15 protein-coding genes and 1 pseudogene are annotated in these 15155 nt (G+C 46.9%); 5 read left to right on the forward strand and 11 right to left on the reverse strand.

What is annotated here, in order from left to right:
* Window positions 1-9 precede the first annotated feature (9 nt).
* Window positions 10-192, forward strand: a pseudogene (locus OCV19_RS22710) (hypothetical protein).
* A 94-nt stretch (window positions 193-286) separates the two neighbouring features.
* Here OCV19_RS22710 and OCV19_RS22715 read toward each other — a convergent pair.
* Genes OCV19_RS22715 through OCV19_RS22740 form a run of 6 tightly spaced genes read right to left on the reverse strand, consistent with a single transcriptional unit; the run spans window position 287 to window position 5692 of the window.
* Window positions 287-946 (reverse strand): HAD family hydrolase, encoded by a 660-nt coding sequence (locus OCV19_RS22715; RefSeq protein ID WP_017091954.1) that lies wholly within the window; start codon window positions 944-946, stop codon window positions 287-289.
* Window position 947: 1 nt separating this feature from the next.
* Window positions 948-1967 (reverse strand): ABC transporter ATP-binding protein, encoded by a 1020-nt coding sequence (locus OCV19_RS22720; RefSeq protein ID WP_017078395.1) that lies wholly within the window; start codon window positions 1965-1967, stop codon window positions 948-950.
* Window positions 1967-2752: an ABC transporter permease gene (locus tag OCV19_RS22725; RefSeq protein WP_004732591.1), complete on the reverse strand. Its 786-nt coding sequence runs from the start codon at window positions 2750-2752 to the stop codon at window positions 1967-1969. Before OCV19_RS22725 ends, OCV19_RS22720 begins: the two co-directional genes overlap by 1 nt.
* Complete coding sequence (locus OCV19_RS22730; protein ID WP_065676066.1) at window positions 2752-3645, reverse strand: ABC transporter permease; 894 nt, start codon at window positions 3643-3645, stop codon at window positions 2752-2754. The genes OCV19_RS22725 and OCV19_RS22730 overlap by 1 nt, the downstream gene beginning before the upstream one ends.
* Window positions 3642-4529, reverse strand: a complete 888-nt coding sequence (locus OCV19_RS22735) for an alkaline phosphatase family protein (RefSeq protein WP_065676067.1) — start codon at window positions 4527-4529, stop codon at window positions 3642-3644. Before OCV19_RS22735 ends, OCV19_RS22730 begins: the two co-directional genes overlap by 4 nt.
* A 59-nt stretch (window positions 4530-4588) precedes the next feature.
* Window positions 4589-5692: an ABC transporter substrate-binding protein gene (locus OCV19_RS22740; RefSeq protein ID WP_065676068.1), complete on the reverse strand. Its 1104-nt coding sequence runs from the start codon at window positions 5690-5692 to the stop codon at window positions 4589-4591.
* Between the two features lie 211 nt (window positions 5693-5903).
* Between OCV19_RS22740 and OCV19_RS22745 the strand changes: the two genes are divergently transcribed.
* The gene (locus OCV19_RS22745) at window positions 5904-6632 is read left to right on the forward strand and encodes a UTRA domain-containing protein (protein ID WP_065676069.1); all 729 of its coding nucleotides are present in this window, start codon (window positions 5904-5906) and stop codon (window positions 6630-6632) included.
* A 135-nt stretch (window positions 6633-6767) separates the two neighbouring features.
* Here the strand turns inward: OCV19_RS22745 and OCV19_RS22750 are convergent, their stop codons facing one another.
* The 4 genes from OCV19_RS22750 to OCV19_RS22765 form a co-directional block, all read right to left on the reverse strand.
* The gene (locus OCV19_RS22750; protein WP_065676070.1) at window positions 6768-7622 is read right to left on the reverse strand and encodes an amino acid ABC transporter ATP-binding protein; all 855 of its coding nucleotides are present in this window, start codon (window positions 7620-7622) and stop codon (window positions 6768-6770) included.
* Window positions 7615-8280: an amino acid ABC transporter permease gene (locus OCV19_RS22755; protein ID WP_017066357.1), complete on the reverse strand. Its 666-nt coding sequence runs from the start codon at window positions 8278-8280 to the stop codon at window positions 7615-7617. The genes OCV19_RS22750 and OCV19_RS22755 overlap by 8 nt, the downstream gene beginning before the upstream one ends.
* Window positions 8281-8414: 134 nt before the next feature.
* Window positions 8415-9056: an amino acid ABC transporter permease gene (locus tag OCV19_RS22760; protein WP_017066356.1), complete on the reverse strand. Its 642-nt coding sequence runs from the start codon at window positions 9054-9056 to the stop codon at window positions 8415-8417.
* A 131-nt stretch (window positions 9057-9187) separates the two neighbouring features.
* Window positions 9188-10054 (reverse strand): transporter substrate-binding domain-containing protein, encoded by an 867-nt coding sequence (locus OCV19_RS22765; RefSeq protein WP_065676071.1) that lies wholly within the window; start codon window positions 10052-10054, stop codon window positions 9188-9190.
* Window positions 10055-10294: 240 nt separating this feature from the next.
* On the opposite strand from OCV19_RS22765, the gene pdxR reads away from it, so the two are divergent.
* Entirely contained in the window at window positions 10295-11809 is a 1515-nt protein-coding gene (gene pdxR, locus OCV19_RS22770) for a MocR-like pyridoxine biosynthesis transcription factor PdxR (RefSeq protein ID WP_065676072.1), read from the forward strand.
* A 167-nt stretch (window positions 11810-11976) separates the two neighbouring features.
* Here the strand turns inward: pdxR and OCV19_RS22775 are convergent, their stop codons facing one another.
* A complete protein-coding gene (locus tag OCV19_RS22775; RefSeq protein ID WP_065676073.1) occupies window positions 11977-13293 on the reverse strand; it encodes an aspartate aminotransferase family protein in 1317 nt (438 codons plus the stop codon).
* A gap of 362 nt (window positions 13294-13655) precedes the next feature.
* Between OCV19_RS22775 and OCV19_RS22780 the strand changes: the two genes are divergently transcribed.
* Window positions 13656-14351 carry a sulfite exporter TauE/SafE family protein gene (locus OCV19_RS22780; protein WP_065676098.1) on the forward strand — a complete coding sequence of 232 codons (696 nt, stop codon included), beginning with the start codon at window positions 13656-13658 and terminating at the stop codon, window positions 14349-14351.
* 12 nt (window positions 14352-14363) lie between these two features.
* Window positions 14364-15116 carry an SDR family NAD(P)-dependent oxidoreductase gene (locus tag OCV19_RS22785; RefSeq protein ID WP_017071252.1) on the forward strand — a complete coding sequence of 251 codons (753 nt, stop codon included), beginning with the start codon at window positions 14364-14366 and terminating at the stop codon, window positions 15114-15116.
* Window positions 15117-15155: the final 39 nt, after the last annotated feature.

Raw genomic sequence — 15155 nt, forward strand, 5'->3', positions numbered from 1 at the left:
AATAATGAAATGGATGGAGGAAAATGGGCAATTTCAATGAAACCCCGTCAATTTGTAAAATAATTATTACACGCAAACCCTCACAACAGGAAAGTGAGTGCTATCAAGGGATTGAAGAGTGGTGGTTTGATTTACAGCAAAGCAAGAGATGTTATCGAATTGTTACATACGCAATTTTATCAGCTAAGGTGATAAATCGAACATTAGATTGATGATGCAAAAAAGCCGCTGTAGTCAGCGGCTTGATGAGTTCTAGAACGAACCTAATTTGAATATAAGATTCAATTTAATCCCAGTTGAGAATCGACCAATTCGGTTGATCGGCTAACGCTTTCAAACGCGGACATGGGTTCACCAAATAAGCAAAATCAGCGTGTTCACACAAAGGTAAGTCGTTGATTGAATCCGTATAAAAGTGGATATCTGAGTAGTTGGTTTCTTGATTATCTAACCACTCTTTTAAACGCGTCACTTTGCCTTCACGGTAGCTTGGCACACCTGAGATTTGAGACGTAAAACGGCCTTGGTTTTCAATCAAATCAATACCGAGTGCATTCTCGATACCAATCTTACGGCCGACCGCTTCTACTAAAAAAGTCACGCTGGCAGAGATGATCAACATATCGATATCATCATTCTCAAGCTGCTCAATCAAAGGTTTCGACTGCTTGAACTGTTTAGGCAAAATATGCTGTTCAACACACTCTTCCACCAAGGCAGTCACTTGCTCTGTTGGCATATCGGCTAATGGCTGCATAGAAAACGTGAGGTAATCTTCCATGTTCAGTTTGCCTTCCGAATACAGGCCCATTAGGCGCTTGTCTTCTTCAATAAAGTTGGGCGCTGTGGCAATGCCCTTTTCAACCAAGAACTCATTCCAGAGCATCGCTGCATCAGCATTGATCAGCGTTTCATCCATATCAAATACATACAAAGGTTTGAACATCTTAGGCTCTCACGGGTTGAATTTCGTTAAGGTTAAACAGGAGTTCAAGTTGGCTGCCGTTTGCCAACAGTCGTTCAGAGGAACGGTTAAGTAAGTCAACGGTTAATTCACATTCATCGACGTCCACTTGGTAGCGAATCACATTACCCAGTAACTGGTGGTTACGAATAGTGCCCGTTTTCGGCGCAGAGATATGCTCGCCATATTGTCGACCTTGCTCTTTAACGTAGATAGATTCAGGGCGAATCGCCACTTTCCACTCGGTTTCAATATTGAACAGCTGCTTGGCTTTGTTCGCCTGCACCAAGTTGTAGTGCCCCATGAAACCCGCTACGAACTCATTGGCAGGTTGAGTGTAGATCTCTTCGGGTGTCCCCGCTTGTACGATCTCGCCTTTGTTCATCAAGAAGATACGGTCAGACATGATCATCGCCTCTTCCTGATCATGAGTCACGAAGATCGTGGTCAGGTTCATCTCTTTTTGAATATCTCGGATCTGTTGGCGTAGGTGTTTACGGATTTTCGCATCCAGTGCAGAAAGCGGTTCATCGAGCAATAGAATACGCGGCTTGACCACCAAGGCTCTTGCCAAGGCGACACGCTGACGCTGGCCGCCCGATAACTGATGCGGGTAGAATTTCTCTTTGCCCGTTAAGTCCACCAGCCCAATCACTTTCGCTACTTCACGTTTAATCTCGTCAGCAGCAAGCTTTTTCATCTTGAGGCCAAACGCAATATTGCCTTCAACCGTCATGTTTGGGAACAGCGCATAAGATTGAAACACCATGCCGATGCCACGCTGTTGTGGCACTTGGTGAGTAATCTCTTCGCCGTTAACCCAGATCTCGCCACCATCAACAGGATTCAGTCCTGCTAAGCTACGCAGGAGAGTCGATTTGCCACAGCCACTCGGACCAAGCAGAGTAATGAATTCGCCCTTCTCGATGGAAAATTCAATATCTTCAAACACCGTGTTGTCACCAAAGCTTTTGGTGAGGTTTTTCGCATTTACATAGCTCATTATTTTGTTCCCTGGCTGAAACGACTTGCCAACCAAGTCAGTAAGAAAATAAACAGGAAGTACGTCATCACAAGGGCTGACGTGAAGTGGCCACTGGTTTGACGCATGTTGTATAGGTAGATTTGCAGCGTCTCGTAACGTGTACCCACCAAGATGTTGGCGAACACGAACTCGCCTAATAGGAACGAGAACGACAAGAACAGCGATGCCATTAAGCCTTTCTTAAGGTTTGGCAGAATAATCAACAAGAACGCCTTGGTGGTGCTTGCGCCGAGCAGATGTGCTGCATCCATCAAGTCATGCAAGTTAATCGCTTCAAAGCTGTTGGCAATCGCGCGGTACATGAATGGCAGCGCGATGGTGAAGTAAGTACCAATCAAAATCCACGGCGTGCCTATCAGTGAGATTTCGCTGTCTGCATACAGCTGAAGCAAGCCGACTGACGACACTACTGGCGGCACCGCGAACGGCAATAAGATCAGGATATTCATCACCTTGTCTAGCTTCGGGAAATAGTAAAACACCACGAAAATCGCAGGCAGAACCAACACCACACTCAATGACAGCGCTGCCACACAGATAAACAGTGAACGACCAAAGGCTTGTAAGAAGCGAGGATCGGTCAGCAGGTTGATATACCAATCTAACGTGAAGCCATCCGGCAGGATCGTCGCGCCCCAACGAGAAGAGATCGAGTAGATAAAGGTCGCCAAGATCGGGATCATCATGATGCCGACAATCGAATAGACAACCGTTTTATGAAAGCGAGTATTTACGGTGTTCATTACTTTCTCTTCCCTGCGTAGCTTTTACTGATCAGCCATTGGTTAATCACTGTGATGAAGGCCAGCATCGCCATCAGAATCACGGAAATTGCAGCAGCCAGGTTTGGTTCTAGGAACAGGTCGCCCGATACCAAGCTCGCAATTCGAATCGTAATCACGTTGTAGTTGCCCGAGGTCAACGCATACACACTCGCATAGGCGCCAATCGCGTTGGCAATCAAGATGATGAAGGTGCCGAACAAGGCAGGCGACAACACAGGCAGTGCTATTTTGGTCCAGTATTGCCAAGTTTTCGCGCCAAGCAATGCCGAAGCGGCTTGCCAGTCGTCACTCAAGGCATCGAACGCTGGATACAGCAACAACACCGCTAATGGGATCTGGAAGTAGATGTAAATCGCCAGCAAACCCCACTTGCCGTACAAGTCAAAATCGCCCAGTAAACCGTACTGCTTAAGCAATAAGGTGATCGCACCATTAGTACCAAGGATGATGATGAAGGCGAACGACAAAGGCACACCAGAGAAGTTGCTGCTCATGTTGGTAAACGCGATCACCGCATCGCGGATTTTAGAATCAACACGGCGCAATGAAGAGACCAACAGAGTCGCAATCGCCAAGCCAACAATGCTCGACCAAATCGACAACCATAAACTGTTGCCAAAAGCCTGCATCATGAAAGCAGAATCGAATATTTCAGAATAGTTTTCGAGAGAGAGCTCATCGTCATAGAAGAAGCTGTTGATCAGCACCCAAACCATGGGAGCCAGTTGGAACAGATAGAAAAACAGGGCGAAAGGCGCAAGCCACAAAGCGGGCTTGAGGCGTTGAAACAAAGATTTGGTTTTGGGTTGAAGCGCAGAGCCATCGCTCTGCGTGATTACAGAACTGCTCATAGGGCCAACAATTCCTGAGTGTAAGATTTATCGTGCTCAAGGTTGAGTAACTGACACACGCAGCCGCAGATGTCGGTCTGTTTCACTGAACACTCTTGGTGTGTGAACTTATCGCCAATCACAAAGAAAGGCACTTCACGCTCTTCAGGCAAAATACCACCGTGAGACAAGTCATTGTTCATGCCATGGTCACTGGTGATGATCACTTGATAACCATCGTCTACCCATTTCTCAAGATAGTTTGATAGGTAAATATCCGCGCCACGTGCACTATTGCGGTACTGGCGAGAATCCAACCCATGCTTGTGTCCAATATCGTCAATGTTCATTGGGTGAATCAATAAGAAATCAGGCTGATGAGTCACGCGCAGGTGCTCGGCATCCAAGAACAAGGCTTCATCTGGGTAGTGATCCCAGTGGTAGAAACAGCCATGTTGAATGTTCATGGTCTCATCGTTGGTAAAACGGTCACGCACAGCATCAAATGGCGCGCGGTTATACAACTCACTCACCCAGTGATAGGCCGCCGCTGCCGTCACTTTGCCCTGCGATTTCGCCAAGCTAAAGATCGACTCGTGATTCGACAAACGCACGATTTGATTGTTAACGATGCCACTCTCGACAGGGCGAACCCCAGTTAAGATGCATTCATACAGTGGGCGTGACATGGACGGCAATTCACATTGCACAGGGTAAAGCGTGGCGCGCAGCTTGTTTTTTTGCGTGCTTATGATTTGCGAAGTGCCCTGTTGGCTCAGAGGAACGCTGTGGTTACTGTTTTTCGAGTCACTAAGTTCTAGAAGACCGTTCAGGTAGCCCATGCAATCACGGGCTACCTGATAATTCAGTCCATCTAGAACAACAAGGATAACCTTATTGCTCATGGTCTATTCTCTATTGCTTGTTTCTATAAGCCACCTACAGGTAGCGTGTTAAGCGGGGGTTATTGCTGGTGAATCAATACGCTTTCTTGCCATTGACGCGGCAGGCGACGTGCTGATTTTTCCCATGCTGAGAAGTCAGTCACTGGGTGAACATTGCTGTATTGCTCGTTCGATATCAGCTTGTCTTGCACTGATTTAGGCAGCGTAACGTTGCTACGGATTGGACGTGCGTAACCTTCTGCTAGGTTGATTTGGCCTTGGTCGCTGAAGATGTATTCACGAGCCAACTTCGCCGCATTCGGGTTTTGTGCGTATTTGTTGATGATGGTGGTGTAACCAGAGATCACTGAGCCATCTTGTGGAATGCTTACAGTAAAGCGCTCACGGTCGATCTTGTCGCGGTAGTTCAGTGCGTTGAAGTCCCACATGATTGCCACTTCCACTTCGCCTTTTTCAAGATTAGCGATGCTTGGGTCGGTGTAAGACAGACGGCCTTGCTTCGCTAATTCACCAAAGAATTTAATCGCCGGTTTTAGGTTTGACTCGTCACCACCGTTAGCAAATGCAGCTGCTAGAATCGCGTTGTTTGCTTGCGCTGCTACACCGACATCGCCCACTGTGACTTTGTAGTCACCTTCTAGTAAGTCACTCCAAGTTTTCGGCGCATCTTCAACAAGGTTGTTGTTGGAAATGAAAGAGATGGTGCCAGTGTAAGCCAGAGCCCAATGACCATCTTTGTCTTTTGCCCAGTCTGGAATGTCATTCCAAGTGGTTGGTTTGTATGGCTGAGTGACGTTTTTCTTTACGGCCACACGTGCGAATGCGAAACCCACATCACCAATATCAGCGGTTGCGTTTTTCTTCTCTGCTTCAAATTTCGAGATCTCTTGCGCCGAGCTCATATCGGTATCCTGATGCTTCAAACCGTAGTTTGCTTTCAGGTCAGTCCATGTGCCTTTCCAGTTTGCCCAACTGTCTGGCATACCCACACTGTAAACCGCACCCTCTTTTTGAGCGGCTTCAATCAGTGACTCAAGATCAGCATCCTTCGCCATCGCTGGCATTGAAAGTGTTGCCGTTATTAGCGTTGCGCCTATCAATTTTGCAGGTGAACCGATTAATTTAGCTGGCGATACAGTTGAACGGCTAAGCAAAGTTTTCATTGTCTCTATCCTTCTGGACTAGGTCAGTAAGTTCGTTTTGTATGCTATAGCCGGAATATGACGGTTTGCCGTAAGTTATTTGACAGTTCGAGTGTATTTACGTGGCAGTTATATTTCACTCATATGACAATAAGCCATTGTTTACTGTCACATTCCTGTTAACTCCATGGTTTACCTTATTAAGCACACGAACTTATGGACTAGATCAGCAATGAGAACATTGGGTACAGGGCAATCAGGGACACAGCTAGGCAGAATTAAGGCAAGCATCAGAGAACAGCTTCAAGCAGGCATCTTCACCGAGGGGCAAAAACTGCCATCCGAAAGAGATCTCAGCGAGCTGTTTTCCACCACACGAATCACGCTCAAAGATGCGCTGGTGTCATTAGAAACCGAAGGCTTGATATACCGAGAAGAACGCAGAGGCTGGTATGTGTCACCCGAACGGATTCGCTACAACCCATTGTCACGTTCTCACTTTCATCAAATGATTCGCGAACAACATCGTATTGCAGAAACAAGGCTGCTGAGCACCCGAACAGAAATGGCAGCGGGCGATTACGCCAAAGCGTTAGAGATAGAACAGATAACGCCGATACACGTCATTGAGCGATTACGCTTTATTGATGGCAGAGCGGTACTCTTCGTTGAGAACGTCTTGAAAGCACCGCTGTTTGAGAAGGTATTATCAGAAAACCTCACCATGTCGTTGACGGGTATCTACCGAGAAAAATACGGCTACGAAACCCAACGCTCGCGCTTTGACGTGGTTCCTACTTCAGCCCCTGCGCATGTTGCCAAGGCTCTGAATTTGGCAGAGGGCCAGCCAGTTCTTAAGATCTGCCGAGTGAACTACAAACAAGACGGTGAGCTAATGGACTGCGAACTGGAGTACTGGCGACCTGATTCTGTGGTGATCCATATTGATAGTATTGGTTAGCGTCACGTAACCATTTGCTTAGGCCTAGGTTTAAGCTTTGGCTTAGGAAGAAAAAGCGAGCACATACAAAAACTCCGACGGATTCAGTCGGAGCTTTTTAACAGTCGAACCTTGAAGCTGTGCAAGCTATCTAGCTCATGAATCAAGCTTGAGGAACTGTCTTACCCTTGATGAATCTGGGTTAGTGAAAAACTTCTCTGGGTTGGATTTTTCAATCAATATGCCTTTTTCAAGAAACACCACCTGATCCGACACCTGACGCGCAAACTCCATCTCATGTGTCACAACTACCATGGTGTAGCCCTCTTGCGACAGTTTCTTCATCACCAATAACACCTCTTCGACCAATTCAGGATCGAGTGCTGACGTTGGTTCATCAAACAGCAACACATCCGGCTCCATCGCGAGTGCTCTGGCAATGGCGACACGTTGCTTTTGCCCACCCGATAACATGCTTGGGTAGTTCTCTAGTTTGTGCGACATCCCAACCTTATCGAGTTGCTTACGAGCCATCTCTTCGGCGTCTGATTTCGCGATCTTCTTAACGTGAACGAGCGCTTCCATGACGTTTTGCAACACGGTTAAATGCGGCCACAAGTTGAAGCTTTGGAAAACCATACCAAGGCGCTCTCTAAGTTTCGCCAGCTCTTTATATTTGAGTGGTTTTTCCGTTTCTGAGTTAATACCAATACGCTCATCACCCATGAAAATCGTGCCGCGCTCTGGCTGCTCTAGCCAATTCATGCAACGTAATAACGTCGATTTCCCCGAACCTGACGAACCGAGAATACTCACCACATCGCCTTTGTTGATGTTGAGGTTGATGTCTCGCAGTACTTCGATGCCATCAAACTGTTTCGACAGGTTTTCAACCTTGATGATCGTCTCTCGTTCCTCCAATAGTGGCTCGCACTCAATTACTTCCAAATTCACGCCCAAAGAAGGGTTAATCGGTGCTTCCGTTTCAATAATCTCTGATTGTTTAAGCATGGCTAAGCCCTCTAAGTTCAACTTTGGTTTGGATTCGTTTAGTGATGGTTTCAAGTGCAATACTCACAGCCCAGTAGAGCGCGATAGCAATGATGAACGCATTCAATGGGATGAAGTAGGTCGATTGAATACTGTTGGCTGCCGCAGTAATTTCTGCGACGGTGATGATGCTAAGAAACGCTGTGTCTTTTAAGCAGATGATGAGTTGGTTCGTGATCAGCGGAACCGACTTAAACAACACATTTGGGGTAATAACTCGGGTAAAGGTTTTGAATTTAGAGAAGCCATAAGCGTGCGCTGCTTCGATGTAACCAGGCTCTAGCCCTTTACGAACACCTCGGAAAATCTCACAAAAATAGGTACCGTGATAGAGACTTAGCGCGATGATTCCCGCTGTAATCGCATCGAGTCGAATACCAACCTGCGGCAGCCCGTAATAGAGCAGGTACGCTAAGATAAGAAACGGCAAGGTGCGCATCATGCCTATCAAACTATTGATGGTGTACTTCACACCAAGTTTTGAATTTTCGAGGCAATACAACAAACTGATGCCAATGATGAAACTCAAGATTGAAGACGAAACAAAAAGATAAAATGTGGTCACAAACCCTGAAGCAAACAGCTCTTTTTGTTGCCAGATAATATTCCATTCTTCCATATTTACTCCTTAAACTTACCCGCTCAATAACGCATCACAAGCAGGTAAATGGTGCTTCTGACCAAGTAGCCGTGACGGCTAAACTGTGGCTGTTGTTGATAGCTGTGACTGAGGTAGATGACTGCTAGCCACACTTACTGCTGCAGATAAGTGGCTCGGTTTTCAGCCACCGCTTGCAACTTCACCAACACGCCAATAATCAACATGTATATGGCGCCGGCACACAGAATCGGCCCAAGTGGTTCATAGGTAACCGCAGAGATTCGATTGGTGACACGAGTTAGGTCGACAATACCGATCACCGCAATCGCTGGGCTGCCCTTAATTAAGAATGACATCTCATTGACTAGCGCTGGTAGGCTCATGATCACCATTTGCGGGAACATGATGCGGCGGAAGTAAGTTATGCGTCTCATACCAATGGCTTCCGCCGCTTCCATTTGTCCTTTTGAAAAGTTAAGAAACGCGTTGCGCCAAATCTCTGCATTGAATGCCGATGTATTGAGTGTGAGAGCTAAAATGGCAGAAACGTGTTTATCTAAATTGATGCCAAATGACGGAAAAGAAAGGAAAATAAACAGAGCCAACGTAACCAAAGGCGTTGCTCGTGCCCAACTAACATAAATGCCCAACATTTGATCCACAAACGGGATTTTCATCATTCTAACCAAGGCAATCATTAAGCCAATGACGACACCTAATACAATCGATACTGCCGATATCCATGCCGTTGCCCACGCGCCCTGCAGTAACTGTTCCCAAGCGTAATAATCCATAAACGACCTCTTTGATCAGCGACTTCTTTCGATAGATTGTGCGCCAATGACTCATGGGTTAAACCGCTTTGAACCCATTGGCATGGACACAAACAGTCGCTAACTGTTTGTGTCGGCGCAAGCTTATTCATCTATTGAACGGCTGTTAGCTTGCGATACTGCTCGACCGAAGTGATGGCTTCTGAAGGGAGTTGGTCGAACGATTCACCGAACCACTTCTTCTGCAGCTCTGCCATTTTTCCTGTTTGCTCAAGGTGTAGGAAGAATTCCGTTAGGTAAGCCAAAAGCTCAGGATTATCTTTAGGAACGGGCCAGCTCACGAAACCCCGGCCAGAGACTGCTTCGCCTTTTTTGAATACCTTTGACTTCGACTTCACTACCTCGTTAACCGAAACGACACTGTTGATCACATAGTCGATACGACCGATCGCCAAGTCGGAATACGCTTCTGGATAAGATTGATACTGAACGACTTTGCCCAAAGACTTGCCTTGTGCTTCTAGCATCTCTTCCAGCTCAGGAAGTCGCTCTAACAAAGCACTACCCGCTTGTAAGCCAACAGTTTTACCGTCTAGATCCGCGACAGTATTGATGTCGTCATCACCTGCTCGGGTTAAGAAGTAGTGCTGCGCTGAAGCAATCGGTGGAGTAAAGTCGAAGGCCTTTAAACGGGCGTCGGTAATGATCGCTCCGGTTAACGCCACATCGTATTGGCCAGCGGATACTGACGCGAGTAACCCTGTCCAAGGTAAGATCTCTTGTTCAATATCGAACTTCGAATATTCACGCAATTCATCAAGCAGATCTTTATTAATCCCAGCCGGATTACCACGATCGATGTAGTTGAATGGCGAATAGTTATCTTCTGTCGCCACTTTCATAAAACCTTGCTTTTCGATGGCTGCAAGCTCGGATGCTTGTGCGACACCAAAACAACCCAGTACAACTGTTGCTGCCGCTGTTGAAACCCATGCCTTCATCGTCATTCCCTGTTTCATACGCTTTCCTTATCGAGATTATTTGCCTGCCTTTACTTTATGAACGGAATGCCTCGAAGACGTAGAGCCAATTTAATTTTCGGGTTGGGACAGAGTGGTTTTCGGGTTTGGGACAGGGCATCTTTCACATTAGATACCGTTCAAAAGCCAGTCCTTAAAACATCCATATGAACTCTGGCTCAGTTCTTGCTCTTTTATACAAATAGGACCGAGGTTTACTGAGAATAAGGACTGTATCTCATGGCGATAAATCACAATTGTTTCATCGAGTTTGATTCCAAAAGAAGCCTACAAGAACAAGTGCGGAGCTATTTGGTGACGGCGATATTGAATGGTATTTTTCCTGCGAAACAAGCGCTCCCGTCTTGTCGCAAGCTCTCTAGCCAATTAGGTGTTTCACGCAATACGGTCTCGTTGGTGTACGACAGTTTGCTCGATGATGGTTATCTCATCAGCAAGCCTCGTAGTGGTTATTACCTGTCAGAAAAGTATCAAAATCCAAGCGAAGAAATCGATGCGAAGTTGGATCATTTTGAATCAACAGACAACGACAATGCACCGGATTGGAGCAAGCGAGTTAAACTGCAATTGAGCCAATACCCTCGCATTGTCAAACCCTCGCACTGGAGCTGTTATCAGTACCCCTTTATTTTTGGCCAACCCTCTATCAATGACTTTCCATTAGCGCAATGGCGAGAAGCCACAAGAAAGGTCACCTCAGATCCAAATGACCATCGCTGGCTGTGTGACAAGGTCGATAAAGACGTCGACATGCTGGTCGAACAGATACGCACAAGGGTGCTTCCTCAGCGCGGTATTCATGCCCAAAGTGATGAGGTCCTCATAACCTTAGGCTCGCAAAATGCGCTGTATTTGATTTCGACCTTGCTCATGAACCATCAGAGCCGAGTCGGAGTCGAGAACCCCGGCTACAAGGAAGCGAATCACATCTTTAATCTCGCAGGCGCGCAGTTACACCCGCATCAAGTGGATGAACAAGGATTGAGATTCAATGAGCACTCTTCACTGTGTGATCACTTCTATGTCACGCCCAGCCATCAAGCTCCAACGGGCGTCACCATGAGTGACGAACGTCGAACTCAGTTACTGGAAATGGCCAAAACCAATGACGCGGTGATTATCGAAGATGACTATGACGCCGAGTGTAACGTAGAGTGGAACCCTAAACCCGCGCTAAAAGCCAGTGATAAGGAAGGGCGTGTCATCTACGTCAGCAGCTTCTCTAAGCTATTAGCACCCGGCTTGAGGTTAGGCTACATCGTGGCACCTGAAGAGTTGATCTACGACCTTAGAATACTGCGTCGCTTGATGTACCGACATGCGCCAAGCCGTGTTCAGATGGAAGTGGCGCACTTTATTGAACAAGGCTACTACGACAGCTTTGTGAGGCGCTTTAGAGAAAACACGCGCCAGCGCTGGAAGCTTATCAACGATGCCGTCTTGAAGTACCTACCTGACTGCAAGCGACTGGCTCAAAGCGAGCAGGCCAACTCTCTGTGGTTACAAACGCCCAGCCACATCAATAGCCAGCGTTTAGCCTCACGAGCCGCCCAAAAGGGCATATTGATTGAGACAGGCTATTCACACTTTATGACTAATATCGAAACGGAATCGGGCTGTGAAGCATTGTCAGAATATGATCCCAATTCCTATTTTCGATTGGGCTTTCACGCCATCGACAAAGATCTGATCGCCCTCGGTATCAAAGAGCTGTCAGAGGTGATGAAGATCTAGCATCATTGAAGAGCGGTTTGAGCAGAGTGATTTAGTGAATAAACGTAAAAAGAGCATCATTCGATGCTCTTTTGTCGTTTCTGAAGGTTAAGTTTGGCACGTTTAAAAGAACGGGGAATCCTTTGTCAAAGTGCCTTGGTTGCTGTGCTGGCTATCTTATTGAAGAATTAAGAAGCGAGTTCAAACAACACTTCATCAATGATCTTAACGCCTTTCTTAATCTCGCTTGGCTGAATAACCAAAGGTGGCGCAACGTGAATACGGTTATTCACAATGAAGGTCAACAGGCCTCGCTTAGTCAATTGCGCTTTCAATTGCCCCATTTTTTCATTGCTTAAAGGTGTTTTACTTTCACGATCTTCCACCAGCTCTACCGCCCAGAACATCCCTTTACCGCGCACATCACCAATCATAGGGTGCAACTCTTGAAGACTCAGTAGGAGCGGCCCTAGCACGCTGTTACCGACGTTATCAGCATGTGTGACAATGCCCTCTTGCTCCATCACATCGAGCGTTGCAACGATAGAAGCCATCGCCAAAGGGTGACCAGAGTACGTTAAGCCGCCCATAAAGAAGTTTGACTTAAAGTACTCAACGATCGGTTCACTAACCACCACACCACCAGCCGGCACGTAACCCGAGTTCACCCCTTTCGCGAAAGTAATCAGATCTGGCACTACATTAAAGTGTTCAAACGCAAACCACTTACCCGTGCGGCCAAAACCGACCATCACCTCATCAAAGATCAGTTGAATGCCATGTTTGGTTGCCAGCTCACGCACACCAACAAGGTAGTCTTTGGGCGGAATCAGAAAGCCAGCTGTTCCCGGAATGGTCTCTAGAATAATCGCCGCAATCGCCGTTGGCCCTTCGCATTCAATCACTCGCTCTAAATGCTGCAGGGCACGCTCACTCTCTTCTGCCTCAGTCGCCGCGTTGAATTCGCTTCGATAGAGAAATGGATTGAAGAAGTGAACGTGCCCACGGCTATACTCGTTTGGAATTCGACGAAAGTCCCCCGTCGCAGCAATAGCAGTACCTGTATTGCCATGGTAAGAACGGTAAGCAGATAACACCTTGTCGCGCCCTGTGAATTGTCGCGCCATGCGAATCGCATTTTCGTTGGCGTCTGCGCCTGCATTGGTAAAGAACACTTTCTTAAACGTGCTTGGCGCTTTCGACAAAATGCGCTTGGCCGCCAAACCGCGAGTGAGGTTGGCGGTCGCAGGGGCAACAGTTACCAATGATTCCGCTTGATCTTTAATCGCTTTGATCACTTGTGGGTGCTGATGACCAATGTTGGTGTTAACCAGTTGGCTACTAAAATCAAGGTACTCTTTACCTTCGTAGTCCCACATTTTGCATCCTTGCCCACCCGCAATGGCGATAGGCTCCGCTGCTTCTTGAATCGACCAAGAATGAAATACGCTCTTGTCGAGGTCGATAATATCTTGGTTCACAAGCTGTTCTGTTGATACTTCCATTTCATCGTCTCCATTAACAACACTAGATTCACAGCCGCTCGTGCTTGGCTAGTCTTCGAGAATGAAAGACACAAAACACGACATTGAAAAGGCTGCGCTATCGGATGGAATAATCTTCATCCCAAACAGGGCGGATCTCATAGTGTCAGTTTCAACAAAATCGTGGGCCAGTGGATCAGCCCAAACCTCCTCCCCGATCCAACCAACAGCCTGACCCAATCCAATCGTCGATCTGGCTCTATTCAAAATTCTTAGGTGTGAATAGATTGAAAGGCAGACAAGACAAGTCTCATCAAACGCTAATTAACGCAGCAGCAATATCAAAAGCAAAGAGGTGAGTAAGAGTGGAATTAGGGTTGGCGATGACATTGATTCTGTTTGCAGGAGTAGTTCGAGGCTATTCAGGGTTTGGGTTTGCGATTATCGCAGCGCTCTCCCTCAGCTTTATTGTTACACCATTGCAAGCGGTAACCATCGCTATCCTGTTGGACTTTTTAAGTACCTTTCCTCTGCTCAAGCGAAGTAAAACCACCATCAATATCCGGCTTATTGTGCCGCTGTGTATTGGCATGTTGGTTGCGGTTCCTTTCTCGCTGTATTTCATTAGCACGATATCGGAATCAGGCTTGAAGGCCTTTATCGCGATGATGTCTTTGGTCGCTGGCACGCTGATTATTTTGGACTTACGCCTCACTTGGCTACACCAACGACACGCGTTTTGGGCGGGAGCCATTTCGGGGTTTAGCATGACCACCGCCTCTTCAGGAGGTCCGCCATTAGTGACGTATTTGATGAACCTAACCATTCAAACCAGTGAGCAGAGAGCCACCGCGATTGTGTTTTTTCTGCTGAGTTCAGCAATTTCACTGGTTGGCTTCATATGGATTGGCGCATTTAACCAAGGGTCGTTCATCACAGGTTTATGGCTATTACCGGCAGCTTTGATTGGCAATGTACTGGGGCAAAAACTGTATCTATCAGTACCGAACTTGTCTGCAAAAACAACGACCGCGCCGATTTTGATCGGCATGGCACTACTTATGTTAATTTCAAATTAGAAGGATGTATTTATGGATAAGATAGCGTTCATTACAGGGGCAACCTCTGGTTTCGGCAAAGCGGCAGCAAAACGTTTTGCAGAAGATAACTGGTCGTTAGTGTTGTCTGGTCGTCGAATCGAAAGGCTACTCGACCTAAAGGAAGAATTAACGGTGCCTGTGCATGTAATTCAACTCGACGTTCGAGACGCAGACGCCGTAAAACAAGCCATTGATTCACTACCCGCTGAATTCTCATCGATTACCGCATTGGTTAATAATGCAGGATTAGCCTTGGCACCAGAAGGCTCGCCTGATGTGGACTTGAAAGACTGGCACACAATGATCGACACCAATGTCACTGGCTTGGTTAATGTTACTCACGCGCTGCTGCCGACGTTAATTAAAAAAGGCGCAGGAAGCTCGATCATCAATGTTGGATCAATCGCCGGGCAATGGCCTTACCCAGGAAGCCATGTGTATGGTGCCAGCAAAGCATTCGTAAAACAGTTCAGTTACAACCTACGTTGCGACCTACAAGGCACAGGGGTACGAGTGACTGACCTTTCCCCTGGTATTGCAGAAACGGAATTTACTCTAGTAAGAACCAAAGGTAATCAGACGGCTTCAGACAATCTTTACCAAGGCACCACACCGTTGTCAGCAGAGGATATTGCCGAGCAGATGTTTTATATCGCAACCTTGCCAGATCACATCAACATTAACCGAGTCGAAGTGATGCCGACCCGTCAAGCATGGTCTGCATTCGCAATCGATAGGGACTAAGTTCAAACCGACACAAACAAAAAAGGTGGTCTTTTCAGG

It is taken from the genome of Vibrio celticus (genome assembly GCF_024347335.1).
Taxonomy (GTDB): Bacteria; Pseudomonadota; Gammaproteobacteria; order Enterobacterales; family Vibrionaceae; genus Vibrio; species Vibrio celticus.

Bases quoted from the DNA above. Each gene is read 5' to 3' on its own strand.
- OCV19_RS22715 (WP_017091954.1), bottom strand. From the start codon at position 946: ATGTTCAAACCTTTGTATGTATTTGATATGGATGAAACGCTGATCAAT.
- OCV19_RS22720 (WP_017078395.1), bottom strand. From the start codon at position 1,967: ATGAGCTATGTAAATGCGAAAAACCTCACCAAAAGCTTTGGTGACAAC.
- OCV19_RS22725 (WP_004732591.1), bottom strand. From the start codon at position 2,752: ATGAACACCGTAAATACTCGCTTTCATAAAACGGTTGTCTATTCGATT.
- OCV19_RS22730 (WP_065676066.1), bottom strand. From the start codon at position 3,645: ATGAGCAGTTCTGTAATCACGCAGAGCGATGGCTCTGCGCTTCAACCC.
- OCV19_RS22735 (WP_065676067.1), bottom strand. From the start codon at position 4,529: ATGAGCAATAAGGTTATCCTTGTTGTTCTAGATGGACTGAATTATCAG.
- OCV19_RS22740 (WP_065676068.1), bottom strand. From the start codon at position 5,692: ATGAAAACTTTGCTTAGCCGTTCAACTGTATCGCCAGCTAAATTAATC.
- OCV19_RS22745 (WP_065676069.1), top strand. From the start codon at position 5,904: ATGAGAACATTGGGTACAGGGCAATCAGGGACACAGCTAGGCAGAATT.
- OCV19_RS22750 (WP_065676070.1), bottom strand. From the start codon at position 7,622: ATGCTTAAACAATCAGAGATTATTGAAACGGAAGCACCGATTAACCCT.
- OCV19_RS22755 (WP_017066357.1), bottom strand. From the start codon at position 8,280: ATGGAAGAATGGAATATTATCTGGCAACAAAAAGAGCTGTTTGCTTCA.
- OCV19_RS22760 (WP_017066356.1), bottom strand. From the start codon at position 9,056: ATGGATTATTACGCTTGGGAACAGTTACTGCAGGGCGCGTGGGCAACG.
- OCV19_RS22765 (WP_065676071.1), bottom strand. From the start codon at position 10,054: ATGAAACAGGGAATGACGATGAAGGCATGGGTTTCAACAGCGGCAGCA.
- pdxR (WP_065676072.1), top strand. From the start codon at position 10,295: ATGGCGATAAATCACAATTGTTTCATCGAGTTTGATTCCAAAAGAAGC.
- OCV19_RS22775 (WP_065676073.1), bottom strand. From the start codon at position 13,293: ATGGAAGTATCAACAGAACAGCTTGTGAACCAAGATATTATCGACCTC.
- OCV19_RS22780 (WP_065676098.1), top strand. From the start codon at position 13,656: ATGACATTGATTCTGTTTGCAGGAGTAGTTCGAGGCTATTCAGGGTTT.
- OCV19_RS22785 (WP_017071252.1), top strand. From the start codon at position 14,364: ATGGATAAGATAGCGTTCATTACAGGGGCAACCTCTGGTTTCGGCAAA.